A 26,381-nucleotide genomic window follows, 5' to 3' on the forward strand; every position below is an offset into this window, starting at 1 on the left:
CGATGGTGCCACCATAGCGTCATGAAAGGTCGGGCGCCCGCGCTCGCCGTCACGAACGCCTTCGAAGGGGAGGACTCCGTGCCGTCTTCTGCCATGCCCGAGCCCAGGCGGGCTCCCGGTGCGCAGGCACCCGCCGCCGTCACCGCTGTCGGCCTGCGCAAGTCCTACGGGGACAAGACCGTCCTCGACGGCGTCGACCTGCACATCCCGGCCGGCAGCGTGTTCGCGCTGCTCGGGCCGAACGGCGCCGGCAAGACCACCGTCGTCAAGATCCTCTCGACCCTGGTCAAACCCGACGGCGGCCGGGCGCAGGTCGCGGGCCACGACCTCGCCACCGCCCCGGACGGCGTGCGCGCCGCCGTCGGCGTCACCGGGCAGTTCTCCGCCGTCGACGGCCTGATCACCGGCGAGGAGAACATGCGGCTGATGGCCGACCTGAACCACCTCGCCAAGCGCGAGGGGCGCCGGGTCACGGCCGGACTGCTGGAGCGCTTCGACCTCGTCGAGGCCGCGAAGAAGCCCGCCTCCACCTACTCGGGCGGGATGAAGCGCCGGCTCGACATCGCCATGACCCTGGTCGGCAGCCCCCGGATCATCTTCCTCGACGAGCCGACCACCGGCCTGGACCCGCGCTCCCGGCACAACATGTGGCGGATCATCCGCGAACTGGTCGCCGGCGGCGTCACCGTCCTGCTGACCACCCAGTACCTGGACGAGGCCGACCAGCTCGCCGACCGCATCGCGGTGCTGCACGGCGGCCGGATCGTCGCCGAGGGGACGGCCGAGGAGCTCAAACGGCAGATCCCCGGCGGATACGTCCGGCTGCGGTTCGCCGACCCGGAGGCCTACCGGTCGGCCGCCGCCGCCCTGCCCGACGCCACCGCGGACCACGAGGGCCTGTACCTCCAGATCCCCAGCGACGGCAGCCAGCGCGACCTGCGGGCGGTCCTCGACCGCCTGGACGCCGCCGGCGTCGAGGCGCCCGAACTCACCGTGCACACGCCCGACCTCGATGACGTGTTCTTCGCCCTGACCGGCGGCACCACCCCCGCGACCCGGCCCGAGGAGGCTGTGCGATGAGCTCCCTGTCCCTCGCCGTCCGCGACTCGGCGACGATGCTGCGGCGCAACCTGCTGCACGCGCGCCGCTACCCGTCCCTGACGCTGAACCTGCTGCTGACGCCGATCTTCCTGCTGCTGCTGTTCGTCTACATCTTCGGCGACGTGATGAGCGCGGGCCTCGGCGGCGGCCACGCCGACCGGGGCGAGTACATCGCCTACCTCGTCCCCGGCATCCTGCTGATGACCATCGGCGGCACCACGGTCGGCGCGGCGGTCTCGGTCTCCAACGACATGACCGAGGGGATCATCGACCGCTTCCGCACCATGGCGATCCACCGGGGGTCCGTGCTCATCGGGCACGTCGTCGGCAGCGTGCTGCAGGCCGTCCTCAGCGCCGTCCTGGTCGGCGCCGTCGGCGTGGCGATCGGCTTCCGTTCGACCGATGCCACCGTCCTGGAATGGCTGGCCGCCTTCGGGCTGGTCACCCTGTTCGCCCTGGCGCTCACCTGGATCGCCGTCGGCATGGGCATGGTCAGCCCGAGTGCCGAGGCGGCCAGCAACAACGCCCTGCCGCTGATCTTCCTGCCGCTGGTCTCCAGCACCTTCGTCCCGGTCGAGGCGATGCCGGGGTGGTTCCAGCCGATCGCCGAGTACCAGCCCTTCACCCCGGCCATCGAGACCCTGCGGGGGCTGCTGCTCGGGAGCGGGATCGGCAACAACGGGTGGCTCGCCGTCGCCTGGTGCCTCGGCCTGACCGTGCTCGGCTACCTCTGGGCGAAGTCGGTGTTCGACCGCCACCCCGAGTGAGTCCCGGGAGCCGCCGCCCGGCGCGGGCCGTCCGGGCGGCGGCTACTCGCCCCAGGGGCACGAGGCGGCGGCGCGCTCCATCTCGGTCACGCCCTCCGCCCGGCGCTCGCGGAGCAGCTCCCCGCCGATCGAGTAGCGGGGAGCCGCCGCCTCCGACCGGGCGGCCCGCTCCACGATCGCGTCGACGAGGGAGCGGACCATGGCCAGACGGGGGTAGGCGGCGTGGATCTGCGGCGCCCACCGGGCGGCGACCTCCGCGCGGCGCCCGAAGTCGAGCCCCACCCCCTCGCGGGTGAGGTAGCACAGCAGGCCCCGGCGCTCGGCGATCCCGGGCGAGGTGTGCAGGGCGATCGCCTCCCACACCCGGTCGACGTCCGCCTCGGGGACGTAGTGGCGCCGCAGCAGTCCGGCCGCCAGGTCCGCGCCCTCCACCTCGAAGCGGGCTTCGCCCTTGGCGAGGTCCCCGGCGCCCAGATCGTGCAGGACGGTCGCGGCGAACAGCAGGTCGCGGTCGTAGTCGACGTCCTCCAGGCATCCCTCGTGGGCGGCGACGAGCTCGGCGAAGAGGAAGCTGCGCACGCTGTGGTTGGCCACCGAGGGCGACTCGGAGGTGCGGGCGGCGGCGAGGACGGCCTCGGCCAGGGGGCCGGTCGGCAGCTCAAGTGTGAAGTCCATGGCCGCAGGCTACGAGGCGCCCTCGGGGGCGCGACAGTGGCACGCAGACCGGGTGGCGCTAGGATCGTGCCATGTCGGCCATCGATGGGCACCGGGTCGCGGTGCTGGCGCTTCCAGGAGTCCTCCCGCTCGACCTCGGCATCCCGGCGCAGGCCTTCGGAGCGGACTCGCACTACCGGGTCACCGTCTGCGCCGACCCCTCGGCCGGGCCGGTGCTCAGCGGCGGGTTCACCGTCACCGCGCCCGCCGGGCTGGAGGCGCTGGCGGACGCCGACACCGTCGTCGTCCCGGGCTACGAGACGCCGGACACCCCGCCCTCCGACGCCGTGCTGGCGGCGATCCGCTCGGCGCACGCGCACGGAGCACGGCTGGTGTCGATCTGCACCGGGGCGTTCGCCCTGGCCGCCACCGGACTGCTGGACGGCCGCCCCGCGACCACGCACTGGCGGGACGCCGACACGCTGCAACGCCGGTATCCCCGGATCGACGTCCGGCCGAACCTGCTCTACGTCGACGACGGCGACATCCTCACCTCCGCGGGCGTGACCGCCGGCATCGACCTCTGCCTGCACATCATCCGCCGGGACTTCGGCGCCGCGGCCGCCAACGCCCGCGCCCGGGCACTCGTCGCCCCGCCCCAGCGCCCCGGCGGCCAGGCGCAGTTCATCGAGCGCTTCCGGCCGGCCGCGCGCGGCGAGGACCTCGCACCGCTGCGCGCCTGGATGCTCGGCAACCTGGCGCACCGGCACAGCGTCGACGAACTGGCCCACCGCGCCCACATGTCCCGCCGGACGTTCATCCGCCGCTTCCAGCAGGAGACCGACACCTCGCCGATGGCCTGGCTGACCACCGCCCGCATCGACTGGGCCCGCGAGCTCCTGGAGACCACCACGACCCCCGTCGAACAGGTCGCCCGCCTCAGCGGCCTGGGCAGCCCCGCCGCCTTCCGCGCGGCGTTCCACCGCCACGTCGGCACCTCCCCGTCGGACTACCGGACCACCTTCCAGGTCCAGGGCCCGGCGGCGCCGTGACCGGCGGCTCCCGCCGCCCGGTCCTCACCGCTCGCACCTCCCGCGTCCGGTGAGCGCGTAGCCGAAGGCGCCCGGCAGGCAGAGCCCGGTCGTCGCGAAGACCCCCCGGCTCCCGAAGGCGTCCACCGCCGCGGCCCAGCCCGGCCGCCCCGGCGGCGAAGCCGTCGGTGGCCAGGTGCGGCGATCGTCCTCACCGTCAGCACCGCGTGCAGCAGCGGCGATTCCCGCAGCAGGGCGCGGAAGCTCCCCGGCACGGAGGCCCGTTCGGAGATCGGCGGGGCGGGGCCCCAGGCTGCCGCGGCCGACCGGCAGCGTCACCGCCGTGACGGCGAAGGGGCCGGTCACCGCCGGACCGGCCCGACCGGTGCCGGAGGTGACCGTCCTGTTCGGCGCGTTGCCCGCGTGCAGGTCCTCGGCGGGCAGCGGGGCCGGGTGCTCGCCCAGGCGGCCGGCACGAACACCCCCGCTCCGAGGCCGGCGGCCGGCATCACCCGTCGGGCGTCTCCCCCCCCGGGGAGTGGACCAGCGCCGGCAGGGCGACCACCTGGAACGCGTTGCCGGGTTCCGAGGGCGCCTCCCCGAGCGGCGGGCGGGGCCCGGGCCTACGGTGGGGGAAGGGCCGGCGGCTCCGCACCGGGCCGGGGGCGGCCCTGGAACGGGGGTCCCCGTGCTGGAACCCGTGATCGTCACCGTGCTGCTGATCGCCCTGACCGGCTGGTGCGCGGTGCACTGCGCGCTCGTGATCGCGGGGCGCCGCTGCGCCGACCGCCGGCTGGAGCTGACCGAGATCGTGATGGCGCTCGCCATGGTCGCCATGATGGCCCCGGCCCTCGACCCCCTGCCGCAGGCCGTCTGGTCGGCCCTGCTCGCCGCGTGCGCGGCCTGGTCGGCCCTGCTGCTCCTGGGCCGCGCGGGACGCGACGGACACGCGAGCCGCGCCGGCCCCGGCGGCTGGCAGCACTACCCCCACCACGCCCTCAGCGCCGCCGCGATGGCCGTGCTGGTGCTGCCCCTGGCGCCGGCGCACCACCACGCCCGCGGCGCCGCCCACCCGGGCGCCGCGGCGGTGCCGGAGTGGACCCTGCTCGCGCTGGCCGCCTACTTCCTGGCCCACGCCGCCTGCGGGGCCGGTGCGATGCTGCCGCGCCCGGCGGACGCCGCCCGGCACGCGGGAGCGCGGCCGCTCTTCGGACCGGCCGCGCCCTCACCCCGGCTGGCCGCCGCGCGGCAGTCGGTGATGTCGATCGGCATGGTCTACATGCTGCTCGGCATGAGCTGACGGCGGGCGTGACCCGGCCGGGCGCGCCGGGTGCTACGCCTCCTCGGCCAGCAGCCGCGCGTTGATGGTGGGGTTGCCCGCCTGGGTGAGCGGGAAGGCCGTCCCGCTCGCCCCGGCGTGCCCGGGCACGTCGATCCGGACGGACAGCGACCGGTCGAGCAGCTGCTCGTGGGCCAGCCGGAAGTCGATGTTGACGATGCCGTGCTGCACGCAGGTCGCACAGCTGCGCGGATCGTCCGGCTGGAAGAAGTAGCGCTTCGCGACCGGCTCGCCGTCGGCGAGCAGGCTCACCACGAAGGACCCCGGGATGTTCAGCCGGTCGATCCCCTTCACCCGGACCGAGACCGGGTTGGCGCTGCGGAACGCGAAGGTGCGGGCGGCGTCGATGCTTCCGGACAGGTTCTCCAACACGCCCTCCACGGGGCTGACGAGGTCCAGCCGGTCGTAGGAGATGTCGGTCTCGATCGTCCGGTCGGCGGTCACGCTGTACGGCGGCAGCGCGTTGAACGGCGGCGTGAGCCAGTCGGTGTTGCTCCCCAGGGTGGACCGGAAGCCGGTCAGGGTGGTCGCGCCGACGCGGGTCTGCCAGCTCAGCCAGAGCCGGTCCAGGTTGCAGTGGTAGAACCAGAACACCGGGTCGAAGGCGGCCACGTTCTGGTTGCCCATCGTCGGCCCGATCGATCCGTGGCCGCCGTCGTGCGCCTGGATCGAGAAGTCCTGGTAGCCGTTGACGTTGAAGGCGCCCCACAGCGACTGGACGAGCGAGGTGGCGATGTCGTCCAGCACCCCGAAGTCGATCATGTTCTGGGCGATGGTGTCGACCGGGAAGCGCTTGGTCGTGTACGGGAAGAACCCGGGGACGGGATGCGGCGTGGCGTCGGCGCCGGGGTCGGCCGGCAGCACGTACGCGTCGAACGGCGGGTGCTGCAGCCGGTCCGGCAGCTTGGTGGAGATGTCCCAGTAGGGGATCGTCACCTCCTCGCAGCCGGGAACGGTGCGCAGGGCGTCCTCGAAGACGCGCAGGTACTGGCGGTGCCAGGGGTTGTAGCGGTTCTCGTGGTGCAGGCAGAAGCGCTTCGGAAGGCCGTGGTGCCCGGCCAGGGCGAAGTAGCTGTCCGGGGCCTTCGGGTCGCGGGCCATCAGGCCCTTGAAGGCCGTCGTCAGCTGCGCGAACTCGGCGTCGCTGAGGGTGGTGATGTCCTTGCGGACCCGGGTCGTGGGCGCCGGGGGCGGCGGCCCGGCCGGGGTCGCGGTGCCGAGCGGGAACCCGTTGACGATCCAGTTGCGGAAGGTCTGCGAGCGTTCGGCACTCCACTTGCCCGCCTCGTCCGGGGGCATCTGCGCGTCCGGCGGAGCGGTCTGGGCGTGGATCGCGAGCGCGTTGCTCTTCACCCCGTCGTACGTGCCGAGCTCGATCCCCTTCTGGCCCATGTGATCGATGTCCTCGGGCCGGAAGAAGAAGCGGATGTCCGCCAGATAGGTCGGCGCCGCGACGACCTGGTCGGTGGTCGGGCCGGGGTCGGTGGGGCTCATGCGTCCTCCGCTGGGGTTCGCTGGTGGGGGCCGGCTGCGCCGGGTGTGCGGACCCCGGGGTCGCACCCGAACGATCGGCACAGGCCAACAGTCGGAGATGCGCCGACCGGCCGCCAGACGGGCTGCGCCGGATGGGGCACCGCCGGGGAGCAGGGGACGCCGGGTCGCACCGGGCGGGCGTGGACCGCGTGCCGCGCGGCGCGGGGGCGCGGGGGCGCGCCCTCCGGACGGAGCGGCCGGCCCTCCTCGCCGGCGGGCCGGGAGCGGCTCACAGGTAGCACCGGCGGTGTCTGGCGCTGCCGGCGGCCCGGCCCGCGCGCAGCGCGAGCTGGGCCAGCAGGGCGGCGCGCCGGTCGGTCGGGCCGAGCAGGTCGGGGGCGCGGGCCAGGAGTCTGCACCAGGCGCCGGCGGCCTCGGCCGGCGGCGAGGACGGCATGCCGGCGGCGGCGAAGTCGCGGTAGAGCTTGGGGTGCGAACGCCCGAAGCCGTAGGCCTGCCGGACGATGGCCCGGGTGTCGCTGCGGTGCCGGTAGTGCACGACCGCGTCGGGGGCGAACGCCAGCCGGTAGCCGGCCAGCTGGGCGCGCCAGAAGAACTCGGCGTCGTCACCGCCGCCCCGGTAGCTCTCGTCGAAGCCGCCCAGCCGGCTCCACAGCTCCTTGTGGAAACCGCAGTTGGCGCCCGCCGGATAGGGCAGGAAGCCGAAGGTGTCCAGCAGGGCGGGGGCCTTCTTCGGCGGCCGCGCGGCGAGCGCCACCGGACCGTTGAGCAGCCGGCGTTCGAGGGCGCCGCCGACGGCCGGGCTGGTCCGCAGGGCGTCGACCAGGGCCGCCACCCAGCCGGGGGCCGCCACGTCGTCCGCGTCGCAGAGCAGCACGAACTCGCCGTCGGCCTGCCGGCACCCGAGGTTGCGCGCCCGGTTGACGCCGGCGGCCCCGGCGAAGGCCACCCTCAGCCGGGGCATCCGCCGCTGCCAGGACCGCAGCAGCCCGCGGGTGCCGTCGGTGGACCCGTTCTCGACGACGATGACCTCCCACGGGTCCGGATAGGTCTGCCGGCCCAGGGCCTCCAACTGGGTGGCGATCGTCGGCTCGGCGTTGCGCGCCGGGACGACCACCGAGACCAGGCGCACCGGCCGGGCGGCCCCGCTCATCCGAGGCTCCGCGCGGCCGGCCCCGGCGCCCGGACGGCGCGGAGCACCGCGGCGGTGTCGCGCAGGTCCGCCAGCACCGTGTCCGCCCCCGCCGCCCGCAGCGCGTGGGCGCTGCTCGCGCCCGAGGCGACGGCGACCACCCGCGCCCCTCCGGCGCGTCCCGCGGCCACGTCGCGCGGGGTGTCGCCGATCAGGACGGTGCTGTCGGCGTCGAAGGGGTGTCCGTGCGCCGCCGCCGCGCGCCGCCGCGCCACCGGGACGAGGGCGGCCCGTTCGCGCGCGTCGTCGCCGTACGCACCGACGGAGAGGTCCAGGAACTCCGCCAGCCCGAACAGCCCCAGCTTCAGCGCGGCGTTGGCCCGCAGGTTCCCGGTCAGCACGGACTGGGTCACGTCGGCCCGCGCCGCCAGCGCCCGCAGGGCTTCGACGGCACCCGGCAGGGCCCGTCCGGCGGCCCGCAGCTCGGCGGCCCGTTCGCGCAGCCGGGCGGCCAGCTCGGCGGTGACCCGCTCCGGGCCGACCCCGCCGACGCCGTGCCGGGCGAACAGCTCGTCCATGATGTCGAGTTCGGTCCTCCCGGCGATGCTGACGCGGTGACGTGCCGGCCGGCCGGTGAGGCGCTCGAAGGCGCTCGGGTAGAGGGCCTCGCAGACGTGGTCGCCGTCGATCAGTGTGCCGTCGATGTCCCACAGGAGCAGCAGCCGCGTCATACCCGGGCCGCCGGTCGCCGAGGGGCGGGCCCGGCGGTGAACGGGCCCCGCTGGGTGGTGCAGGCCGCGCCGTGCCGGGCGGCGAGGTCCAGGGCGTCGGCCGTGGTCCTGCCGGTGGCGAGCGCGTAGGTGAGGACGGCCGCGAAGTTGTCCCCGACCCCGTAGGTGTCGACCAGGGGGCCCGGGGCGTGGGCGGGCCGGTAGCGGCGAGGGGGTTGGTTGCAGCAGGTGAACACGCCGCCGTGGCGGCCCTCGGTGCTGACCACCAGGTCCGGCAGCCGGCGCAGCAGCGCCGGGTCGCAGCGCTCGGCCGGGTCGCAGCCGCTGCCCACCAGCGCGTCGACCCGCACGCCGGACTCCAGCACGGTGGTGAACTCGCGCGCCGTCACCACGAGCACCCGCGCCCGCCGGGCCCGGCGCAGCAGGGCGGCGTCCCCGGCGGTGAAGAACACCGCGTCCAGGGAGGCGAGCTGCGTCCAGTCGAAGGGGTCCTCGGCGGCCGGCTGCAGGCGTTCGCCGAGGGTGACGGTGGTGCGTTCGCCGGACCGGTCGACCATGCTCACGGCGGTGCGGGTGGGGCCGGGGCGCGGCGCGGCCAGGACCCGTACGCCGCGGTGCTCCAGTTCGGCCCGCGAGCGCCGCCCGGCGTGGTCGTCGCCGAGGGCGGTGAAGAAGGCGCAGTCCCCGGCCAGTTCGGCCAGCCGGACGGCCGCGACCGCGCCGCCGCCGGCCGGGCCCTGCCAGAGCCGGTGCGCGTGGACCACCTCCCCGGCGCCGGGCACCCGGTCGAGCCCCGCGATCGTGGTCCATTCGACGTGCCCCACCACGGCCACCCGGGGCCGGGGAGCGCCGGCACGGGCCGTCGTACGGGTCGGGCGGGTGTCTTCGTCCATCGCTCCTCGGCTCTCGCTCCGGTCCTCCAGGGCGTCGCTCCCAGTCGACCACCGTCCTTCCGGGTACGCACCGAGCCGTGCGCCGATCGTGGGTACGCCGACGAACCATGGGGCGGGCACCGGTCGGCGGAACCATGAATGGCGGGACCGGGTGGGCCACGCGATGATGGACGCTCGGTGCCTCGGCTCCGTGCACGAACCCCTGGCCGCGCGGCCGTTCGCCGCCGCTCGACGGAGGTGTCCGGGTGAAGGACGTGGATGCGATTCTCTTCGATTTCGACGGGACGCTGTGGGATCCTGAGGCCGAGATATTCCGCGCGCACGCGGAGGTTTTCCGGGAATTCGGCCACCAGCTCCCGGCCGAGGTGTGGTCCTCGCTCGTCGGAACCATCGGCTCCGACCTGTGGACCCAGCTCGAACGGGCCACCGGCTGCACGGCGGACCGCCGCGAACTGCAGCGGCGGGTCCGCCACCGGCAGCGCGAGCTGCTCGGCGGACTGTGCGGCAGGCCCGGTGTGCACCGGGTCCTGGGCGCGGTCGACGCCCTCGGGATCTCCCGGGGGATCGTCAGCAACTCCACCCGGGAATGGGTCGCGCGCTATGCGCGGCAATGCGGACTCGCCGACGGGTGGAGCACCGTGCAGTGCGCCGACGGTGACCGGGCCAGCGCCAAACCGGAGCCGAACCTCTATGTCGCGGCGCTCGCCTCGCTGGGAATTCCGGCCGAGCGGGCGGTCGCCTTCGAGGATTCCCCCAGCGGCGTGCGCGCCGCGAAACGGGCCGGAATCCGGTGCGTCGCGGTACCGAACGCGATGACCGCCGAACTCGATCTCCAGGAAGCGGATCTGCGGTTCGAATCGTTCGAGCAGGTCGATCTGCCAGGAATTGTCGGAGGAAGACCGATGCGCCAGGCCAGCTCCGCGGCACGCACCGCCGCCGCCCCGCACTCCCCGCCCGGCGGGGACGCCGCGGCCGCGCTCCAGCACTACTACTACCGGCCGGACGACCTGCGGGTGGCCGGGGGCGAGGGCGTGTACCTCTACGGCGAGGACGGCCGGCGCTATCTCGACTGCTCCTCGGGGACGTTCAACCTGAGCCTGGGCTACGCCCACCCCGAGATCGTCGACGTGGTCCGCGAGCAGGCCGGCCGGCTGATCCACGTCACCTCCAAGTTCCAGACCGAGCCGCTGAACGCGCTGGTGGCCAAGCTGGCCGAGGTCTCCCCGGCGAACCTCACCCGGGTGCACCTGAAGTCGGCGAGCGGCTCCGACGCCAACGAGAGCGCCGTCAAGATCGCCCAGGTGCACACCGGGAAGTCCGATGTGGTCACCCTCTTCCGCGGCCACCTCGGCCAGACCCTCGGCATGATCGGGGCCTCCGGCGCCGCGTTCCGGCGCACCCCCTTCCCCTCGCACCTGCCCGGCGTCGTGCACGTCCCCGACCCGCACTGCCTGCGCTGCTTCTACCGGCAGGAGCGGGCGACCTGCGGCCTGCTGTGCGTCGAGCGGATCAACGACTTCATCGACTACGCGAGCACCGGCCGGGTGGCCTGCGTGGTGCTGGAGCCGATCAGCGGCAACGGCGGCAATGTCGTCCCGCCGGACGGCTACCTGCGGGCGCTCAAGGACCTGTGCGAGGAACGCGGCATCGTGCTGGTCTTCGACGAGATCCAGACCGGCTTCGGGCGCACCGGCCGGATGTTCGCCGCCGACCACTTCGGCGTCGCCCCGCACATGATGACCTTCGGCAAGGGCCTCGGCGGCGCGGGCATGCCGATCGCCGGCATCCTGACCGAGGAGCGGCTGACCGGGGTGGAGGGACACCACATCAACTCCACCTTCGGTGGCAACGTGCTGGCCGCCGCGGCCGCGCTGAAGACCGTCGAGATCATCGGCCGCCCCGGCTTCCTGGAGAACGTGCGCGAGGTCGGCGGGCACGTGCTCGCCCGGCTGCGCGACCTCGCCGGGAAGGTGCCGTTCGTCCGGGAGGTGCGCGGCGTCGGGCTGATGATCGGCATCGACGTCGTGGACCGGGACGGCCGCCCCGACGCCCGGCTCACCAACCACCTCGCCGAACGCGGCATGGACCACGGACTGCTGCTGCGGACCTCGCTCTACGGGCACGGCAACGTGCTGAAGGTCCGCCCGGCACTGATCATGACCCGTCAGGAGGCGGACGAGATGTGCGACCTGCTGGAACGACTCTTCCTCTCGGTCTCATGAGGGGCCTCGTCCAGGAGCTGTCCGGGCGGATCCGGGCGGCCGTGCGCGAGGGACTGCACGAGGTCGGCAGCCGCTACGTGGCGGGCACGGCCAAGGGCGGCGACGCCGAGTTTCCCGTCGACGTGCTCGCGGAGCGCGCCGCCTGGGACTTCCTGCGGGAGCGCGGCGAGCCGGTGGCCGTCTACACCGAGAGCGAGGGGCTGCGCACCATCGGCCGGGCACCCGGACACGTGCTGATCATCGACCCCATCGACGGGACCCGCGGCGCCGCCGCCGACCTGGAGATGGCCTGCGTCTCCATCGCCGCGGCCCCGTTCACCGAGGCGCCCACCATCGGCGACATCCGCTACGCGATGCTCCAGGAGATCAAGACCGGCCACTGGCTCTACGCCGACGAGCACGGCCCCGGCATCGAGTCCGGCGGCTTCCCCGCCCCGGTGCCCCGGCTGTCCGCCACCACCGATCCCGGGCGGATGTTCTGGTCGCTGGAGTTCAACGGCCACCCGGCGGAGCTGATGATCGGGTCGTACGGCCATCTGATCGACGCCTCGGCCAACACCGGCGGCGTGTACGTCTTCAACAGCGCCTCCTTCTCCATCTCCCGGATCATCACCGGCCAGATGGACGCCTACGTCGACATCGGCAACCGGCTGCTGCGCGACCGCCCCGAGACCGAGGCGGACTTCCGCCGGGTCGGCCACGGGAGCGTGCTGCACCTGTTCCCCTACGACATCGCCGCCTCGGTCCACCTCGCGGAACGCGCCGGGGTCACCATCACCGATGCCTACGGCAAACCGCTGCACGACACCCTGCTGCTGGACATCGGCCCGCTGAACCAGCGTTCCTGCATCGCCGCCTGCACGCCCCGGCTGCACGCGGCGCTGATCGACTCGATCCGCTGGTAGGAGGGACGGTGACCGATCACCGGCACGTCACCTCCCCCCGCCCGCCCGGCGGGTGGACCGGGCGGACGGCCCTGGCCGCCGTCGCCGGGACCCTCGGCCTCACCATCGGGGACGAGATCCTGGACGGCGGCTCCCCGGCCCGGGTCCACCGGGCCCTCACCCCCGCCGGGGAGGCCCTGGTGGTCAAGGTCCTGGTGCCCGCGCCCGGCGCCGTGGACGGCCACGACCTGGTGTCCTTCCGCCGCAAGCTGCGCCAGATCGAGCTGCTGCGCACCCTGGCACCGCGGCTGGCGGCGCACTACCTGCCGGTCCCGCACGTCCTCGACGGTGACGGCTGGTCGGCCTGCACGACGCCGTACTACGACTCCGCGGACCTGGCGGCCCCCCTGCGGGAGTCGCCGCACGGCACCGGGGAGTTCTTCCGCCGGTACACGGCCCTCGTCCAGGCCCTCGTCCTGGACGGGTACGCCGTGCGCTCCCACCCCACCCCGGCCGGCCACCTGGCGGACGTCGTGCTGGGCCGCTTCCTGCGACGGCTGCCCGTGCTGCGCCGGGCCCTGCCGGCGGAGCTGATGGGCGCCGGGCGGCTCACGGTCAACGGCGTCCCCTGCGAGGCCCCGCAGCTGGTCCTGGAACGGCTGGCGGGGCGGCTGGCGCGGCTGGAGCCCGCCCGGCTGATGGCCCCCGCCCACGGTGACGCCAACACGCGCAACGTACTGCTCTCCGCCCGCCCCGGCGCGGCGGCCGAGGACTTCCGGCTGATCGATCCGCGCGGTTCCGTCGAGCCGTGGGACCCGGTCTACGACCTGGCGAAGACGCTGTTCAGCCTCACCGTGTGGGACCCCGCCCTGCGCACGGGCTTCTCGGTGCGCAGGACGGAGCACGGCTACCGGGTGGGCTTCCGCCGGCCGGTGTTCCCGGGCTACCGCGCGGCGATCCACCGCTTCCTGCCCCGGCTGGCGGCCCATGACGGCCTGTCGGACCTCTTCCGCGACGACCCGGGCTGGCGGGACCGGCTGCTGCTGACGCACGCCCTGCACGTCCTGGCGGAGGCGCCGTGCCGCCTCTCCGACCGCAAGCCCAAACCCGACCTGCGGGGCCGGGACTCCCCGCCCGCCGAACTCGCGCTCGGCCACTACCTGCTCGGCACCCTGCTGCTCAACGACCTCGCCGCCCGGCTCGGCCGCCCCGGCGGCGTGGACGCCGGGAGCCACCTCGCGCTGGTCGCCGACCACCTGCCCTAGGCACCGGCCGGCCGCGCCGGCCCCGCCTTCCCCCGGGTCATGCCGCCAGATGCGCGAGCGCTTCGTCCAGCCCGGGGCCCAGCAGGCCGTGCCGGGTGCTGCGCAGCACCAGCCGCGGGGGGCGGCGGCAGCCGGGGCCGTCGTGCTCCGTGGGCACCACCCGGGTCGGCAGTGCCAGGGCCCGCCGGACCCGGGACATCAGCTCGTAGCGGGTCACCACGTCGGCGCCGCCGTAGTGCAGCATGCCCGTGCGGTCCCACAGCCGGCTCAGCGCCGGGCCGAGGCTGGGCAGGTAGACGGGGGCGCAGACCAGGTCGGTGCGGGCGGCGGTGGCCGGTCCGGCCAGGCGGGCCAGGAAGGTGTTGGCCCAGGGTCCTCGCCCGAAGACCATCGGGATCCGCACGGCCAGGTGGCCGCCCTCGGCGAGCAGCAGGTCCTCCGCCGCCGCCTTGGTCCGCCCGTAGACGTTCACCGGGGCGCGGAGGTCCGCCTCGGTGTACTGCTCCCGGGTGCCGTCGAAGACGTTGTCGCTGGAGAGCAGGAGCAGCTTCGCCGCCGAGCCGCGCACGGCGTCCAGCAGCACCTCGACGGGGCGGACGTTGAGGCGGTGGGCCAGCTCCGGATCGGCCTCGGCCTGCTCCAGGGGGACCAGGCCGGCCGCGTGCACGACGAGGTCGAAGCCGCCGGCCGCGAGCGCCGCCAGCCGGGACTCGTCCCGCAGGTCCAGCCGCACCAGTCCGGGGGCCGGCCGGGTGGCGTACGTGCCGACCACCTCGTGACGGGCGGCCAGGTGGCTCCACAGGCCGCCGCCGACGAATCCCGACGCACCGAGCAGCAGGATCCTCAGCCGGGATTCCGGCGGGGGCGGCCACCCGCTCGGCCGCCAGAATGCGTTCATATCGGACATCGTATGGGACCGTTGACGAACGATCCGGTGGGAGGCTGCGATGAAGGCCGTCGTGTTCGAGGACGTGGGCGTGCCCGGCATCCACGACCGCGCGGTCCCCGCCTACGGGGCGGGCGAGGTCCTGGTCGCGGTGGCGGCCACCGGGATCTGCGGCACGGACCGGGCGATCCTGCTGGGCGAGTTCCCCGCCCGCCGCGGGGTGGTGCTGGGGCACGAGGCGGCCGGCGCGGTGGCGGCGGTCGGAGCGGGCGTCGGCTCGGTGGCACCGGGCGACCGGGTGGTGATCAACCCGACCTACCACTGCGACCGGTGCCGCCCCTGCCGGCGCGGGATGCCGGCCCACTGCGGGGCGAAGGCGGGCCGCGAGGTCGGCGTCGACCGGGACGGCACGATGGCGGGCTTCGCCGTCGTGCCCGAGCGCTTCGTCCACCGCCTGCCCGCCTCGGTGTCCTACCGGCGCGGGGCCCTGGTGGAGCCGCTCGCCTGCGTGCTGAACAACCTGGCGGCGGCCCGGCCGCGCTGGGACGACCGGGTGCTCGTGGTCGGCGCCGGCCCGATCGGGGCGCTGTGCGCACTGGTGCTGGCCCGGCGCGGCGCCAGGGTCACCCTGGCCGAGCGCGATCCGGGCCGGGTGGCCCTCGCCCGGCTGCTGCTGCCGCGCACGGTCCGGGTGCTGCCCGCCGAGGAGGCCGCCGGGGCGGGCCGGCCCGACGTGGCCATCGACACCACCGGGACGCTGCCCGGGGACGTGCTCGGCGCGGTGGCGGCCGGGGGCACCGTCGTGGTGATGGGGGAGAAGGAGACCGGCGTCGCCACCGTGCCGCTGCGGGCCCTGGTGACCAGGGGCATCCGGCTGGTGGGGGCCGGACCGTACCGCCCGGCGGACTTCGCCCTGGCGGTGGACCTCGCACGGGAACTGCCGCTGGAATCACTGGTGACCCATGTGCTGCCGCTGGAACGCTGCGCCGAGGCCCTGGCGCTGCTGGCCCTCGCACCGGCGGCCGGCTACAGCGCCATGAAGGTCCTGCTCGCCGGCGGCGAGGGCCTCGCCCCGTGAGGCCCCGCTTCGTCGACGGAACGCTGTGGCTGGACGGGCGGCCCCGGTTCCTGATCACCGGCGAGTACCCCTACTACCGGGACCGCCCCGGGCGGTGGGCGGCCAAGCTGGCGGCCGTGCGCGAGGCCGGCATCGAGGTGGTGACCTGCTACGTCCCCTGGCGGCACCACGAGGTCGCCGGGGCCGACGGCGCCCGGCGGTGGTGCTTCGAGGGGGACGGCAACCGCGACCTGGCCGGCTTCCTGCACCTGGTCGCGGCCGCCGGGCTGCTCGCGGTGGTGAAGCCGGGCCCCTTCGTCCACGCCGAACTGCCCTTCGGCGGACTGCCCGACCGGCTCAGCCCCGCCCTCGACCCCCGGCGGCCCGCCGCCCGGTCCGCCGACGGCCGGCCGCTGACCTGCCAGCAGCACCCGCTGCCCTCCGCCCTGGACCCGGCGTTCCTCGCCGACGCGGCCGGCTGGCTGCGCGCCGTCGGCCGCTTCCTGCGCCCCTTCGCGCATCCGCGCGGCCCGGTCGTCGCCGCCCAGATCGGCAACGAGGGGCACTACGGGGAGAGCGCGCTGCCGATCGACGCACTCGACTACGCCCCGCCGGGCGCCGACGCCTTCGCCCGCTTCGCCCCCGGCCTGACCCCGCCCACCGGCACCGGCGCCGACGGGCTCCGCTCCCAGATCGGCTGGGGCCGGTGGTCCGCCGAGGTGCTGGCCGCCGGGATGGCGGGCTGGGCCGGGGCGCTCGCACCGGACCTGCCCGTCTTCACCACCTGCGCGCCGCCGGCCAGGGCCGAGCGCGTCCCCGGCCGGGCGGCCGGCCGCCACGACGCCTGGCTGGCCAGGAACCGGATCGGCGCGGCCGGCGCCCTGCCCCGCGCCTACACCAGCTGGACGGGCGACGTGCTCACCGACGAGGAGGCCCTGATCGGCTACGTCCTGGCGGCCAAGGCCGGGCCGGGCCCCAACATCGAGGAGAACTGGGGCCTTCGCTGGGCGGAGCCGGGCTGTGCGTTCCCGGTGGTCCCGGTCCACCACACCCTGCTCGGCGTGGCCTGCGGGGCGACCGGCATCAGCGTCTACCCGGCCTGCGCCACCGAGGGCTGGGGCCCGCACCTCGCGGTGGACCGCACGTGGCTGGCGCGGACGGCCGGCGATCCCGTGCCCTTCGAGGCGCCGTACGGCGACGGCGCCCCGGTCCGGCTGGACGCCGGCCCCGGCCCGGCCTTCGCCGCGCTGCGGGTGCTGACCCACTTCCTGGCCGGGCGGCAGGAGGCGCTGGCCCTCTCCCGCCCGGAGCCCGGCGTGCGGTGGGGCGTGCATCCGCCGTACGCCGCGATCGGCGCCTGGGACTGGGCGCGCGACGGCGAGCGGCCGGTGCCCTCGGCCGACCGCACCCTGGTGCCCTTCGTCACGCACTGCCTGCACCGCAACCTGCCCTTCCGGCTGACCGAACTCACCGGCCGCAGCCCGCTCGACCCCGCGGCGGGGCCGCTGGCCACCACCTCGGCCCGCTTCATGGAACGGGCCCTGCAACGGCGGCTCGCCGCCTTCGCCGCGCACGGCGGAGCGCTCCTCCTGGTGGGCGAACCGCCCGCACTGGACGAGGACCTGAACCGCTGCACCGAGCTCGCCGACGCCGCGCTGCGCAGCGCCGCGGTCGCGGTGGTGCCCGGCGGGCGGAGCGTCGGCGCGGCCGTCGAGGACTGGCTGGCCGGGAGCGCCGCCGCCGTGCGGGGCAGACCGGCGCCCTGGCTCGAACTGCGCAGGGCCGCCCGGGACCCCGACGAGGAGCTGGTCTTCCTCTTCAACCGCACGGACGCCCCGCTGCGGGCCCGCACCGCGTGCGGGGAGCACCTGGTCACCGCCGACCTGGCCGCGGGCGGCTGCGCCGTCGTCCAGGTCGCGCACGGACGGCTCGGGGCGTGCTACGTGAAGGGGCTGAACGAGCGGACCGGCGCCGGGACACCGGTCCGGGTCGGGGTGGGGAGCGACCTGCTGAGCGCCGACCGGCCGTGCGACCTGTCCGCCCTCCGCGGGCCGGGCGGCTTCGAGGTGCGCACCGCCGCCGCGCAGGGCGAGGCCCGCGTGGTCCTGGCGGAGGGGTCGTGACCGTGCCCCGGGCCGAGGCGGTCGGCATCGACGTCGGCGCCACCAAGATCGCGGCGGTGCGGATCACGGCCGACGGCACGGTCGCGGCGCGCGCCCGCTGCGCCACGCCGCGCCGCACGGCGCAGGAGCTGGTCGCCGCCGTCGCCGCCCTGGTGGCGCGGGTGCGCGGCGAGCGGGCCGCCGCCGTCGGCGTCGGGCTGCCGGGGATGGTCGACGCCCGGACCGGCGCACTGGCCTTCGCCCCCGGGCTGCACTTCGCCCGCGCCCCGCTGCGGGAGCCGATCGCGGACGCCGTGGGCCTGCCGGTGGTGACCGACAACGACGCCAACGCCGCCGCGTGGGCCGAGTACCGCCTCGGTGCGGGGCGCGGGCACGAGGACGTGGTGCTGGTGACGCTCGGCACCGGCCTGGGGTGCGGCGTGATCGTGGGCGGGCGGCTGCTGCACGGCGCGCACGGTTTCGCCGCCGAGGCCAGCCACCTGATCGTCGAGCCCGGGGGGCCGCTGTGCGAGTGCGGCAACCGGGGGTGCTGGGGCGAGGCGGCCTCCGGCGCCGCCATCGGCCGGCGCGGGCTGCGGGAGGCGGCGGCCCGGCCGGCCTCGCCGCTGGCCCGGCTGATCGGCGGGGAGCGGGCGGGCGCCGGCGAGGCCGTCACGGCCGCCGCGCGCGGCGGCGACGGACAGGCACTGGAGATCATGGACCGGGTGGGCACGCTGACCGGCGTCGGACTGGCCGCGCTGGCCAATGTGTTCGACCCGGCGGTGGTGGTCGTCGGAGGCGGGCCGGTCGCCGCGGGGGACCTGCTGCTCGCCCCGGCGCGCGCCGAGTTCGCCCGCCGGCTGTACGCGCCCGGTGACCGCCCGCCGGTGCCCGTGCTGGCGGCCCGCTTCGCCGCCGACGCCGGGGCGGTCGGCGCGGCGCTGCTGGCGCTCGACCGTGCGCGCTGACACCGGGCCCTGCGCCGACGCCGGGCCCCGGTGGCGCGCCGCTCAGCCGGTCCGGACGCCGGTCCGGGCCGGCCGGGGCGTGGCCGGGTCGGCGAGCAGGGCGGCCGCCGTCCGCAGCGCCCGCTCGGCGTCCGGCTCGCGCCGGGCCACCGCGTGGTGCCGGTCGTGGCCCCAGGTCTGCCAGTAGCCGCTGATCTTCCCGTACCGGTCGTCGACCACGACGTGCGGCAGGCCCAGCAGCAGGCTCAGCAGATGGCCGTGCAGCCGGTCGGTGACCACCGCCGAGGCGCTGCCGAGCAGCCGGCAGCCGCGCCGGAGCTGGAGCTCGGCATGACGGTCCCGGGCGTCGGCGAGCTCGGCCGCCGCCCCGTCTCCCGCCGCCCCGTCTCCCGCCGTCGCGCGGACCTCCGCGGAGGCCTTCTCGATCCGCTGCCGCACGGCCCGCAGTGCGGCGGCCCAGCCCGCGTCGGCGCCCTGCTGCGCGGTCCAGTCCGTCCGGTGCACCCCGGCGTCCGCCGGCGGACCGCCGGGCTCGTGCGCGGCGGCCGACTCGTGGTCCTCGCGCCGCAGCCACAGGATCCGCCGCTCGGGCGGGGCGAGGCGGGGCAGGCCGGTCATCGCGAACGCGCAGTCCGGGGCGAGCACGGAGGGGGTGCGGAAGGCCCGGCGGGCCGCGCGCAGGCTCGGCTCGTCGCGCAGCAGCAGCACCAGGTCGGGATGCGCGTCGAAGACGGCCCGGGCCCGGTCCAGCGCGGCCGGGTCGCCGAAGTGCAGCGACTGCGGCAGCTGGACGATCCGGTGTCCCGGGAAGGCGCCGATCACGCGTTCGCGCATCCGCTGGTGGCTCGGCCACAGGTCGCCCAGGTTGCCGCCGCCGGTGAACAGGATGGTTCCGCTCGGCAGCCGCGCGGCGAGCGCCGCCTCGCAGAAGTCGTGGTGGTCGGCGGTGTAGACGACCTCGGCGCCCAGCTCGGCGAGCAGCGCGCGCACCCCCAGCCAGATCGCGCTGTCGCCGACGTTGGCGTAGTACGGGAAGCCCAGCAGCGCGCAGGGGCCCGGCGGCCCGACCAGCTCGCCGACGGTCCGCGCGAGCCGGCTCCGGCTGTCGGCCCACCGGCCGGTCCCGGTCACCGGGCCACCGCCGCCGGGGGCACCGGACCGGGGCCGTCCGCCGCCTGCGCGGCTGCCTGCGCGAGATCGGGGCGGCCCCGGGCGGCGGCGTCGGCCGCGGCCTCGCGCATCGCGTCCCGGGCGTCGGCCGTGCTCACCGGGACGCTGCGCAGCCGGTCGGGGTCGAGCACGGCAGGCAGCGTCGCACAGCGCGGGAGCACCCCGGCCAGTTCGAGGGCGACCATGGTCCGCAGGCACTTCTCGCACGCCCCGCAGTTGCGCCCGGGCCGGCCGCGCCAGCACACCGCCAGGTTCCGCAGCGCCAGGTCGGAGCGCGCCAGGCGGCGTGCCACCTTCTGCGCCCTGGTGGCGTCCGCACCGTCGTGGACGACCTCCAGCGCCTCGGTGGACCACAGGTGGTCCAGCACCGGGTGCGAGCCGTACGGCGGCAGCCGGCGGTAGTCGAAGCTGGCCGCGATCAGGCAGCGGCCGAGCAGGCCCTGCAGCGCCAGCGCGGTGGCGGCGAGCGCCGCTCCGTGGAAGTCCTCCCAGCGGACCAGCGGGGCGGTGAAGGCGCGCACGTCGGTCTCCACGGCCAGGGCCCGGCAGCCGGTCCCGGCGGCCACCTGCCGGACCCGGCCGAGCAGCTCGTCCTGGTCGGGGCCGGCGTGCTGGTCGAAGTTGACGAACAGCAGGTCGGTCACCGGCCGGTGGCCGGGTTCGGCGCGGTGCTCGCCGTCCCCGAGCAGGCTGTAGAAGGAGTCCACGCCCAGGGTGAAGAACAGCCCGACGCGCTCCGGCCCGCGCCGCGCCTCGTCGACCTCGCCCGCCGTCACCCGGACCTCGCGCAGCTGCTCCCACCAGGCCGCGTAGACGGCCGCCACGGTCCGCGCCGACCGCAGCAGCCGGGCCGAGACCGGGGCGTCGACCACCAGCTCCTCGCCGAGGCTCATCGCCGGCATCAGCAGCGCGGCGAGGAAGGCGTCGCCGCGCTCGGGCAGCCAGCCGTCCTCGCCGCCCGGCACCGTGAAGTGCAGCCGGGCCGACGGGAGCCGCGTCCCGGCCCGGACCGCCGCCGACAACCGCCGGCCGTCCGTGACGGGTTCGCACCTGACATCCTCGACGATCATTCCTCCGCCTCTCCGGGAGCCGCCCGGCGCGCGTCCCCACCCGGCCGGCCGCCCACGCTCCGCTTGTACCAGGGCGCCACCGCCCCGCCCCGGCCGCCCGGGCACGGCCCGCCCGGTGTCCACCCGGGCGGGTCAGCCGCGGTCGCAGGGGCCGGTGGGCCCGGGCGGGCGGTCCGTTCGGCCCCGTGCGCCGGACCGCGGCGAACGGCAGGGTGGGGGAGCCGGCAGCCCGGTTCGCCGCCGCCCGGACGGGGAACCATGGAGCCGCGCTCACCACGGGAGGTGGAGCATGTCCGCTGCGGGCACGGCGGCGATCGAGCTCAGATCGCTGACCAAGCGCTACGGGCGCAGCGTCGGGGTCGACGGCCTGGACCTCGACATCGGCACGGGCGAGGTGTTCGGACTGCTCGGGCCCAACGGCGCGGGGAAGACCACCACGCTGCGCTGTCTGGTCGGGCTGCTCAGGCCGAGCGCCGGCGCGGTGCGGATCCTGGGCCTGGACCCGGTGGCCGACCACCGCCGGGTGGCGCCGTCCATCGGCTACCTCCCGGGCGAACTGCGGCTCTACCCCGAACTCACCGGCCGTCAGACGCTCGACCTGCTGGCGAACCTCCAGGGCGCCCCCGCGCCCCGGCAGGCCGAGCTCTGCACCCGGCTGGGCCTGTCCCGGGCCGACCTGGACAAGACGGTCGGGGCGTACTCGCGGGGCATGAAGCAGAAGCTGGGGCTGGTCCAGGCCCTGCAGCACCGCCCGGCCCTCACCGTCCTCGACGAACCCACCGAGGGCCTGGACCCGCTGGTCCAGGAGGTCTTCTTCGAACTCCTCGCCGAGGAGACGGCGGCGGGCCGCACGGTGCTGCTCTCCAGCCACGTCCTGCCCGAGGTGCAGCGGGCCTGCGGCCGGGTGGCGATCATCCGCGGCGGGCGGCTGGTGGCCGTCCAGTCGGTGGCCGCGCTGCGCCGGGCCCGGGCCCGGCGGATCCGGCTGGTGCTCGCCGACGGGCGGGGCGAGCGGCCGCTCGGCACGGCCGAACGCTGGTCCCCGCGCTGGGACGGGCCCAGGGTGGAGCTCCTGGTGCCGCCGGACGATGTCGTGGCGGCGGTGCGCGGCCTGCTCGCGGCCCTGCCGGTGGGCGACCTCACGGTCGAGGAGGCCGGTCTGGACGAGGCCTTCCTCGACCTCTACCGGACCGGTGAGGAGCCTGCCGCCGCCCCCGGCAGCGGCCCCGGCGTCGAGGAGCGGTCATGAGCCGGGGCGGCGTCAGCCGGCGGCTGCCCCTGGTCTGGCTGGCCCTGCACCGCCGGCGCCGGATGCTGCTGTCGCTGGTGCTCGGCATGGTCGTCTTCGAGGCCCTGATCGTCGTGATCACCGGGACGGTGCCGCCCACCGACCTGTTCGGCGGCGCGGCGAACCCCCCGGACGCCTTCAAGGCGTTCAGCGGCTCCAGCGGGGACGTCTCCATCGCCAGCTACCCCGGCCTGCTCGGCGCCGGGCTCACCCACCCGTTCTGGATCGCGCTCCAGCTCACCGCCATCGGCGCGCTGGGCGCGGCGGCCGTCGCCGCCGACGTCGAGTCCGGCACCGTCGAACTGCTGATGACCCGTCCGGTCTCCCGCCGCCGGCTGCTGGCCGAGCGGACCGTCGCGCTGGTCGCCGCCTCCGTCCTGCTGAACGCCGCGGCCACCGCCACGGTGGCGCTCGGCGTCGTGCTCTCACCGGACCTGCGGGCCGCCGTCCCGGTCGGCGGGGTGCTCGCCGCCGGACTGCTGGGGTGCGGCTTCACCCTCTGTCTGACCGGGCCGGTGCTGGCGGTCTCGGCCGCGAGCCGGCGCCGGGCGCACGTGGTCGGGGCCGCGGTCGCCCTCGGCGCGGTCGGGTTCGCGCTCAACTTCGTGGCCCTCGCCTGGAAGCCGGCCGCGCCGCTGCGGTACCTCAGTCCCTTCCACTACTACACGCCCGCCGACGCGCTGGTCGGCGGCACCGTTCCGTGGTCCTCGCTGGTCGTCCTGACCGCCGTCGGCCTGGCGGGGCTGGCCGCCGCCTTCGCCCTGCTGGAACGCCGCGACCTGGCGATCTGAGCCCCGGGGCCCGCCCGCCCGGCCACCGGGCGGCGGCCCGGCCCCGGTCAGCGCCCGTCGGCCGGAGGCTCCGGGACGGTGATGACGGGGCAGCAGGCGCGGCGCAGCAGTCCGTGCGGGACCGAGCCCATCCGCATGCCGGTGAACCCGCCGTCGCCCCGCCGCCCGACCACCACGGCGAGCGCGTGCTCGGAGGCCCGCGCCGGCTGCTCGACGGGATGCCCGTGCAGCACCTCGTGGCCGAGCCCCACCCCGGGGTGCGCCGCGTGCCCGCCCCTCAACTGGGGGAACGCCCGGGTGGCGCACCGAGGGTAGTGGTACCGCTACCGCGCCCCAAGTAGGCATTGGTCCAGACCTATTGACGGGCCTTGCCGTCGCTCCTACGATCCGGACCGGCACATCCCCACATGTCCCCACCCAGAGCCGGGCGTCACGCCCCCACAGCGACGGTCATGCCCATGACTCCCGGCGGGAAGCGAGCACAGCATGTTCCGTCGGAGGTCGCGTACTCCGCAGCCGCAGCGTGCGGTCGTGGAGCGCGCAGCACAGACCCACCGGACCACCGGTGCCCAGCCCGGACCCGGCCTCGCCCGGCGCTCCCTCGCCGCGCTGAGCGCGGCCGTCGTCGTCGGCGCCGGCATCGCCGTGGCCGGCACCGTCAACGCCGGGGCCGCCACCCCCAACCTGGTCGCCAACCCCGGCTTCGAGAACGGCCTCTCCGACTGGAACTGCGCGGGCGGGGTCGGCGCGGCCGTCAGCAGCCCGGTGCACGGCGGCAGTTCGGCGCTCAAGGTGACGCCGACCGGCCAGGACACCGGCCAGTGCACCCAGACCATCAGCGTGCAGCCCAACTCCCAGTACACGCTGAGCGCCTTCGTCCAGGGCAGCTACGTCTACCTGGGTGCCACCGGCACCGGCCTGTCCGGCACGACGTCCACCTGGACGGCGGGCAGCGCGTCCTACAGCCAGCTCAACGTCGCCTTCTCGACCGGTGCGACCACCACCTCGGTGACCGTCTTCCTGCACGGCTGGTACGGCCAGCCCGCGTTCTACGCGGACGACGTGGAGCTCGCCGGCCCCGGCGGCAGCACCACGCCGCCGACCACCCCGCCCACCACCCCGCCGACGACGCCTCCCACGACGCCGCCGACCACCCCGCCGACGACGCCGCCCACCACCCCGCCCACCACCCCGCCGACCACGCCTCCGGGCTCCACCTGCCCGACCAAGCCCAAGCCGACCGGCAAGGTGCTCCAGGGCTACTGGGAGAACTGGGACGGCGCCTCCAACGGCGTGCACCCGGGCATGGGCTGGACCCCGATCACCGACCCGCGGATGGCCGCGCACGGCTACAACGTCATCAACGCCGCCTTCCCGGTGATCCTCTCGGACGGCACCGTCCTGTGGGAGGACGGCATGGACGCCAACGTCAAGGTGTCGACCCCCGCCGAGATGTGCCAGGCCAAGGCCGCCGGCGCGACCATCCTGATGTCGATCGGCGGCGCCGCCGCGGGCATCGACCTCAGCTCCAGCGCCGTCGCCGACAAGTTCGTCGCGACCGTCGTCCCGATCCTGAAGAAGTACAACTTCGACGGCATCGACATCGACATCGAGACCGGCCTGTCCAGCAGCGGCAGCATCAACACGCTCTCCGCCTCCCAGGCCAACCTGATCCGCATCATCGACGGCGTGCTCGCCCAGATGCCGGCCGGCTTCGGCCTGACGATGGCCCCCGAGACCGCGTACGTCACCGGCGGCAGCGTCACCTACGGCTCGATCTGGGGCTCCTACCTGCCGATCATCAAGAAGTACATCGACAACGGCCGCCTCTGGTGGCTGAACATGCAGTACTACAACGGCAGCATGTACGGCTGCTCCGGTGACTCCTACCAGGCCGGCACCGTCCAGGGCTTCACCGCGCAGACCACCTGCCTGAACAACGGCCTGACGATCCAGGGCACCACCATCAAGGTGCCCTACGACAAGCAGGTCCCCGGCCTGCCGGCCCAGCCGGGCGCGGGCGGCGGCTACATGGCGCCGAGCCTGGTCAGCCAGTCGTGGAGCGCCTTCAGCGGCCAGCTGAAGGGTCTGATGACCTGGTCGATCAACTGGGACGGCTCGAAGGGCTGGTCCTTCGGCGACACCGTCAAGTCCCTCCAGGGCCGTTGATGTCCCGCTGACCCGACCGACCGGGGCCCCGGGAGCGGATGCCGCTCCCGGGGCCCCGCCGTGCGCCCGGCCGCCGGCGTTGAGACGCTCCGGCGGAGTGACTATCTTCGTCGGGTGAGCGAGCGCGCGATGCAAGAACCGACCGTGATGGTGCTGACGGCCCTCGCGGACGAGCCCCGGCACGGCTACGCCATCGCCCGGGAGATCAAGGCGATGACCGGCGGCCGGGTCGCGCTGCGCACCGGAGCCCTGTACGGGGCGCTGGACCGCCTGCTGGCCGACGGCCTGATCGGGATCGACCGCGAGGAGGTCGTCGACGGCCGCGTCCGGCGGATCTTCGCGCTCTCCCCGGCGGGCCGCGAGCGGCTGGGGGCGGAGGCCGAACGCCTGGCCGAGACGGCCCGCGAGGCCCGTCGGCGGCTGTCCGCCGCGCGGCCGTCCGCCTCCGCCACGTGATCGAGCACGTCCTGCGGCTGTACCCCGCCGCCTACCGGCGGGCCCACGGCGGGGAGATCGCCGCGACCTTCCGGGAGATGACCGCGGGCGAGCCGTGGGGCTCGCGGTTGCGGGAGGGCGCCGGGCTGGCTGCGCACGCGCTGAGGGTGCGGCTGGGGCCGGGACCGGCCGCCCCCGCCGCCCGGGTGCTCGGCCTGGCGTACCCCTTCGTGCTCGCCGCCGCGGCCGCCGCCTGCGGCCTGCACCTGCTGCGCTGGTACGCGGGCTTCGCCGCCTCGCCCGCGCCGGCCGGGGTGCAGCTGCGGGCCGACCTGTCGGGGGCGTGGGGCGCCCTGCTCGTCGCCGCGCTGCTGGTGTTCACGGGAGCGGCGACGGCGCTGGCCGGGCGGGGGCGGGTCGGGCTGCCCTGCACGGTGGCCGGGCTGCTGGCGTTCGCCGCGGCCGCGGTGGTCAGCGGACCGGCGTTCGGCGACCCGGTGGTCACCCCGGCCGCGACGGTGCTGGCGGCGGGCGTGCTGCTGGCGTGCCCGCCGGACCGGCGCCCGGGGCGCGGCACGGCTGGTCCGGCGGGCGTGGCCGGCGCCGCGATCGCCCTGGTGGTCGCTCCCCGGGCGGTCCTCGACGCCCGTCTGCTGCCCTGGCCCAGCACCGACTACGGCTGCTGGCCGCTGCTCGTCCTCGGCGCGGCCGGCCTCCTGCTGACGTGGCGTCACGGACTGCGGGGCGGGCCCGCGCTGGCGGCGACGGCGCTGGCGTGCCCGCCCCTGCTCGCGGACGCCCTCCTCACGGCGCGCACCGACCCGACCGCGCTCGCGGTCCTCGCCGCCGTCCTGCCGGCCATCGCGGTGAGCGTCCCGCTGGCCGGCCGCCTGGGCCGCTCCCGCCGCACCTCCCGCTGACCGCCCCGCCGC

Annotated in this window: 22 protein-coding genes and 3 pseudogenes; 16 read left to right on the top strand and 9 right to left on the bottom strand. The window is 75.8% G+C overall.

Translation table 11 applies throughout. The features are described 5' to 3' along the window. The first annotated feature begins 93 nt into the window (after nucleotides 1–93). Together ACF1AK_RS22765 and ACF1AK_RS22770 are read left to right on the top strand one after the other, a co-directional pair. A complete protein-coding gene (locus tag ACF1AK_RS22765) occupies nucleotides 94–1,080 on the top strand; it encodes an ATP-binding cassette domain-containing protein (RefSeq protein WP_391500748.1) in 987 nt (328 codons plus the stop codon). Continuing rightward, nucleotides 1,077–1,868, top strand: coding sequence for an ABC transporter permease (locus ACF1AK_RS22770; RefSeq protein WP_391500641.1), 792 nt, complete (start codon nucleotides 1,077–1,079; stop codon nucleotides 1,866–1,868). The genes ACF1AK_RS22765 and ACF1AK_RS22770 overlap by 4 nt, the downstream gene beginning before the upstream one ends. A gap of 42 nt (nucleotides 1,869–1,910) precedes the next feature. Here the strand turns inward: ACF1AK_RS22770 and ACF1AK_RS22775 are convergent, their stop codons facing one another. Continuing rightward, nucleotides 1,911–2,543: an HD domain-containing protein gene (locus ACF1AK_RS22775; protein WP_391500642.1), complete on the bottom strand. Its 633-nt coding sequence runs from the start codon at nucleotides 2,541–2,543 to the stop codon at nucleotides 1,911–1,913. Nucleotides 2,544–2,614: 71 nt separating this feature from the next. Between ACF1AK_RS22775 and ACF1AK_RS22780 the strand changes: the two genes are divergently transcribed. Both ACF1AK_RS22780 and ACF1AK_RS22785 read left to right on the top strand, forming a co-directional pair. Then, nucleotides 2,615–3,574 (top strand): GlxA family transcriptional regulator, encoded by a 960-nt coding sequence (locus ACF1AK_RS22780; protein WP_391500643.1) that lies wholly within the window; start codon nucleotides 2,615–2,617, stop codon nucleotides 3,572–3,574. A gap of 667 nt (nucleotides 3,575–4,241) precedes the next feature. After that, nucleotides 4,242–4,853: a DUF5134 domain-containing protein gene (locus ACF1AK_RS22785; protein ID WP_391500644.1), complete on the top strand. Its 612-nt coding sequence runs from the start codon at nucleotides 4,242–4,244 to the stop codon at nucleotides 4,851–4,853. A gap of 33 nt (nucleotides 4,854–4,886) precedes the next feature. Here the strand turns inward: ACF1AK_RS22785 and ACF1AK_RS22790 are convergent, their stop codons facing one another. The 4 genes from ACF1AK_RS22790 to ACF1AK_RS22805 form a co-directional block, all read right to left on the bottom strand. Then, nucleotides 4,887–6,386 (bottom strand): tyrosinase family protein, encoded by a 1,500-nt coding sequence (locus ACF1AK_RS22790; RefSeq protein WP_391500645.1) that lies wholly within the window; start codon nucleotides 6,384–6,386, stop codon nucleotides 4,887–4,889. Nucleotides 6,387–6,654: 268 nt separating this feature from the next. Further along, nucleotides 6,655–7,539, bottom strand: a complete 885-nt coding sequence (locus ACF1AK_RS22795) for a glycosyltransferase family 2 protein (RefSeq protein WP_391500646.1) — start codon at nucleotides 7,537–7,539, stop codon at nucleotides 6,655–6,657. After that, nucleotides 7,536–8,249, bottom strand: a complete 714-nt coding sequence (locus ACF1AK_RS22800) for an HAD family hydrolase (protein WP_391500647.1) — start codon at nucleotides 8,247–8,249, stop codon at nucleotides 7,536–7,538. The genes ACF1AK_RS22795 and ACF1AK_RS22800 overlap by 4 nt, the downstream gene beginning before the upstream one ends. Then, nucleotides 8,246–9,142: a PfkB family carbohydrate kinase gene (locus ACF1AK_RS22805; protein WP_391500648.1), complete on the bottom strand. Its 897-nt coding sequence runs from the start codon at nucleotides 9,140–9,142 to the stop codon at nucleotides 8,246–8,248. Before ACF1AK_RS22805 ends, ACF1AK_RS22800 begins: the two co-directional genes overlap by 4 nt. A gap of 245 nt (nucleotides 9,143–9,387) precedes the next feature. Between ACF1AK_RS22805 and ACF1AK_RS22810 the strand changes: the two genes are divergently transcribed. Genes ACF1AK_RS22810 through ACF1AK_RS22820 form a run of 3 tightly spaced genes read left to right on the top strand, consistent with a single transcriptional unit; the run spans nucleotide 9,388 to nucleotide 13,513 of the window. Then, nucleotides 9,388–11,364 carry an aminotransferase class III-fold pyridoxal phosphate-dependent enzyme gene (locus ACF1AK_RS22810; protein ID WP_391500649.1) on the top strand — a complete coding sequence of 659 codons (1,977 nt, stop codon included), beginning with the start codon at nucleotides 9,388–9,390 and terminating at the stop codon, nucleotides 11,362–11,364. Then, the gene (locus ACF1AK_RS22815; protein WP_391500650.1) at nucleotides 11,361–12,269 is read left to right on the top strand and encodes an inositol monophosphatase family protein; all 909 of its coding nucleotides are present in this window, start codon (nucleotides 11,361–11,363) and stop codon (nucleotides 12,267–12,269) included. The genes ACF1AK_RS22810 and ACF1AK_RS22815 overlap by 4 nt, the downstream gene beginning before the upstream one ends. Nucleotides 12,270–12,277: 8 nt before the next feature. Beyond that, nucleotides 12,278–13,513: a hypothetical protein gene (locus ACF1AK_RS22820; protein ID WP_391500651.1), complete on the top strand. Its 1,236-nt coding sequence runs from the start codon at nucleotides 12,278–12,280 to the stop codon at nucleotides 13,511–13,513. Between the two features lie 37 nt (nucleotides 13,514–13,550). Here ACF1AK_RS22820 and ACF1AK_RS22825 read toward each other — a convergent pair whose 3' ends face one another. Beyond that, complete coding sequence (locus ACF1AK_RS22825) at nucleotides 13,551–14,411, bottom strand: SDR family oxidoreductase (RefSeq protein WP_391500652.1); 861 nt, start codon at nucleotides 14,409–14,411, stop codon at nucleotides 13,551–13,553. Between the two features lie 49 nt (nucleotides 14,412–14,460). Between ACF1AK_RS22825 and ACF1AK_RS22830 the strand changes: the two genes are divergently transcribed. Genes ACF1AK_RS22830 through ACF1AK_RS22840 form a run of 3 tightly spaced genes read left to right on the top strand, consistent with a single transcriptional unit; the run spans nucleotide 14,461 to nucleotide 18,526 of the window. Further along, nucleotides 14,461–15,477 (top strand): zinc-binding dehydrogenase, encoded by a 1,017-nt coding sequence (locus ACF1AK_RS22830; protein WP_391500653.1) that lies wholly within the window; start codon nucleotides 14,461–14,463, stop codon nucleotides 15,475–15,477. Continuing rightward, on the top strand, nucleotides 15,474–17,579 hold the full coding sequence (locus ACF1AK_RS22835) for a beta-galactosidase (RefSeq protein WP_391500654.1): 2,106 nt from the start codon (nucleotides 15,474–15,476) through the stop codon (nucleotides 17,577–17,579). Before ACF1AK_RS22830 ends, ACF1AK_RS22835 begins: the two co-directional genes overlap by 4 nt. Further along, nucleotides 17,576–18,526 carry an ROK family protein gene (locus ACF1AK_RS22840; protein ID WP_391500655.1) on the top strand — a complete coding sequence of 317 codons (951 nt, stop codon included), beginning with the start codon at nucleotides 17,576–17,578 and terminating at the stop codon, nucleotides 18,524–18,526. Before ACF1AK_RS22835 ends, ACF1AK_RS22840 begins: the two co-directional genes overlap by 4 nt. Before the next feature lie 42 nt (nucleotides 18,527–18,568). Here ACF1AK_RS22840 and ACF1AK_RS22845 read toward each other — a convergent pair whose 3' ends face one another. Both ACF1AK_RS22845 and ACF1AK_RS22850 read right to left on the bottom strand, forming a co-directional pair. After that, on the bottom strand, nucleotides 18,569–19,657 hold the full coding sequence (locus ACF1AK_RS22845) for a polysaccharide pyruvyl transferase family protein (RefSeq protein ID WP_391500656.1): 1,089 nt from the start codon (nucleotides 19,655–19,657) through the stop codon (nucleotides 18,569–18,571). Continuing rightward, on the bottom strand, nucleotides 19,654–20,766 hold the full coding sequence (locus tag ACF1AK_RS22850) for a hypothetical protein (RefSeq protein WP_391500657.1): 1,113 nt from the start codon (nucleotides 20,764–20,766) through the stop codon (nucleotides 19,654–19,656). Before ACF1AK_RS22850 ends, ACF1AK_RS22845 begins: the two co-directional genes overlap by 4 nt. 289 nt (nucleotides 20,767–21,055) lie before the next feature. On the opposite strand from ACF1AK_RS22850, the gene ACF1AK_RS22855 reads away from it, so the two are divergent. After that, on the top strand, nucleotides 21,056–22,015 hold the full coding sequence (locus tag ACF1AK_RS22855; protein ID WP_391500658.1) for an ABC transporter ATP-binding protein: 960 nt from the start codon (nucleotides 21,056–21,058) through the stop codon (nucleotides 22,013–22,015). Then, on the top strand, nucleotides 22,012–22,845 hold the full coding sequence (locus ACF1AK_RS22860) for an ABC transporter permease subunit (protein ID WP_391500659.1): 834 nt from the start codon (nucleotides 22,012–22,014) through the stop codon (nucleotides 22,843–22,845). The genes ACF1AK_RS22855 and ACF1AK_RS22860 overlap by 4 nt, the downstream gene beginning before the upstream one ends. 47 nt (nucleotides 22,846–22,892) lie before the next feature. On the opposite strand, the pseudogene ACF1AK_RS22865 reads toward ACF1AK_RS22860, so the two are convergent. Continuing rightward, nucleotides 22,893–23,105, bottom strand: a pseudogene (locus ACF1AK_RS22865) (universal stress protein); the annotation flags it as partial. A 226-nt stretch (nucleotides 23,106–23,331) separates the two neighbouring features. On the opposite strand from ACF1AK_RS22865, the pseudogene ACF1AK_RS22870 reads away from it, so the two are divergent. From ACF1AK_RS22870 to ACF1AK_RS22885, 4 genes and pseudogenes are all read left to right on the top strand, one after another. After that, nucleotides 23,332–23,865, top strand: a pseudogene (locus tag ACF1AK_RS22870) (carbohydrate binding domain-containing protein); the annotation flags it as partial. Between the two features lie 192 nt (nucleotides 23,866–24,057). Next, nucleotides 24,058–25,014: pseudogene (locus ACF1AK_RS22875) on the top strand (chitinase); the annotation flags it as partial. A gap of 114 nt (nucleotides 25,015–25,128) precedes the next feature. After that, the gene (locus ACF1AK_RS22880) at nucleotides 25,129–25,470 is read left to right on the top strand and encodes a PadR family transcriptional regulator (protein ID WP_391500660.1); all 342 of its coding nucleotides are present in this window, start codon (nucleotides 25,129–25,131) and stop codon (nucleotides 25,468–25,470) included. Then, the gene (locus tag ACF1AK_RS22885; RefSeq protein WP_391500661.1) at nucleotides 25,467–26,369 is read left to right on the top strand and encodes a hypothetical protein; all 903 of its coding nucleotides are present in this window, start codon (nucleotides 25,467–25,469) and stop codon (nucleotides 26,367–26,369) included. Before ACF1AK_RS22880 ends, ACF1AK_RS22885 begins: the two co-directional genes overlap by 4 nt. Nucleotides 26,370–26,381: the final 12 nt, after the last annotated feature.

Source organism: Kitasatospora sp. NPDC015120, assembly GCF_043080305.1.
Lineage (GTDB): Bacteria > Actinomycetota > Actinomycetes > Streptomycetales > Streptomycetaceae > Kitasatospora.

Coding starts and splice junctions, on each gene's coding strand:
- ACF1AK_RS22765 (WP_391500748.1), top strand. CDS start 94: ATGCCCGAGCCCAGGCGGGCTCCCGGTGCGCAGGCACCCGCCGCCGTC.
- ACF1AK_RS22770 (WP_391500641.1), top strand. CDS start 1,077: ATGAGCTCCCTGTCCCTCGCCGTCCGCGACTCGGCGACGATGCTGCGG.
- ACF1AK_RS22775 (WP_391500642.1), bottom strand. CDS start 2,543: ATGGACTTCACACTTGAGCTGCCGACCGGCCCCCTGGCCGAGGCCGTC.
- ACF1AK_RS22780 (WP_391500643.1), top strand. CDS start 2,615: ATGTCGGCCATCGATGGGCACCGGGTCGCGGTGCTGGCGCTTCCAGGA.
- ACF1AK_RS22790 (WP_391500645.1), bottom strand. CDS start 6,386: ATGAGCCCCACCGACCCCGGCCCGACCACCGACCAGGTCGTCGCGGCG.
- ACF1AK_RS22795 (WP_391500646.1), bottom strand. CDS start 7,539: ATGAGCGGGGCCGCCCGGCCGGTGCGCCTGGTCTCGGTGGTCGTCCCG.
- ACF1AK_RS22800 (WP_391500647.1), bottom strand. CDS start 8,249: ATGACGCGGCTGCTGCTCCTGTGGGACATCGACGGCACACTGATCGAC.
- ACF1AK_RS22805 (WP_391500648.1), bottom strand. CDS start 9,142: ATGGACGAAGACACCCGCCCGACCCGTACGACGGCCCGTGCCGGCGCT.
- ACF1AK_RS22815 (WP_391500650.1), top strand. CDS start 11,361: ATGAGGGGCCTCGTCCAGGAGCTGTCCGGGCGGATCCGGGCGGCCGTG.
- ACF1AK_RS22825 (WP_391500652.1), bottom strand. CDS start 14,411: ATGAACGCATTCTGGCGGCCGAGCGGGTGGCCGCCCCCGCCGGAATCC.
- ACF1AK_RS22830 (WP_391500653.1), top strand. CDS start 14,461: ATGAAGGCCGTCGTGTTCGAGGACGTGGGCGTGCCCGGCATCCACGAC.
- ACF1AK_RS22850 (WP_391500657.1), bottom strand. CDS start 20,766: ATGATCGTCGAGGATGTCAGGTGCGAACCCGTCACGGACGGCCGGCGG.
- ACF1AK_RS22855 (WP_391500658.1), top strand. CDS start 21,056: ATGTCCGCTGCGGGCACGGCGGCGATCGAGCTCAGATCGCTGACCAAG.
- ACF1AK_RS22860 (WP_391500659.1), top strand. CDS start 22,012: ATGAGCCGGGGCGGCGTCAGCCGGCGGCTGCCCCTGGTCTGGCTGGCC.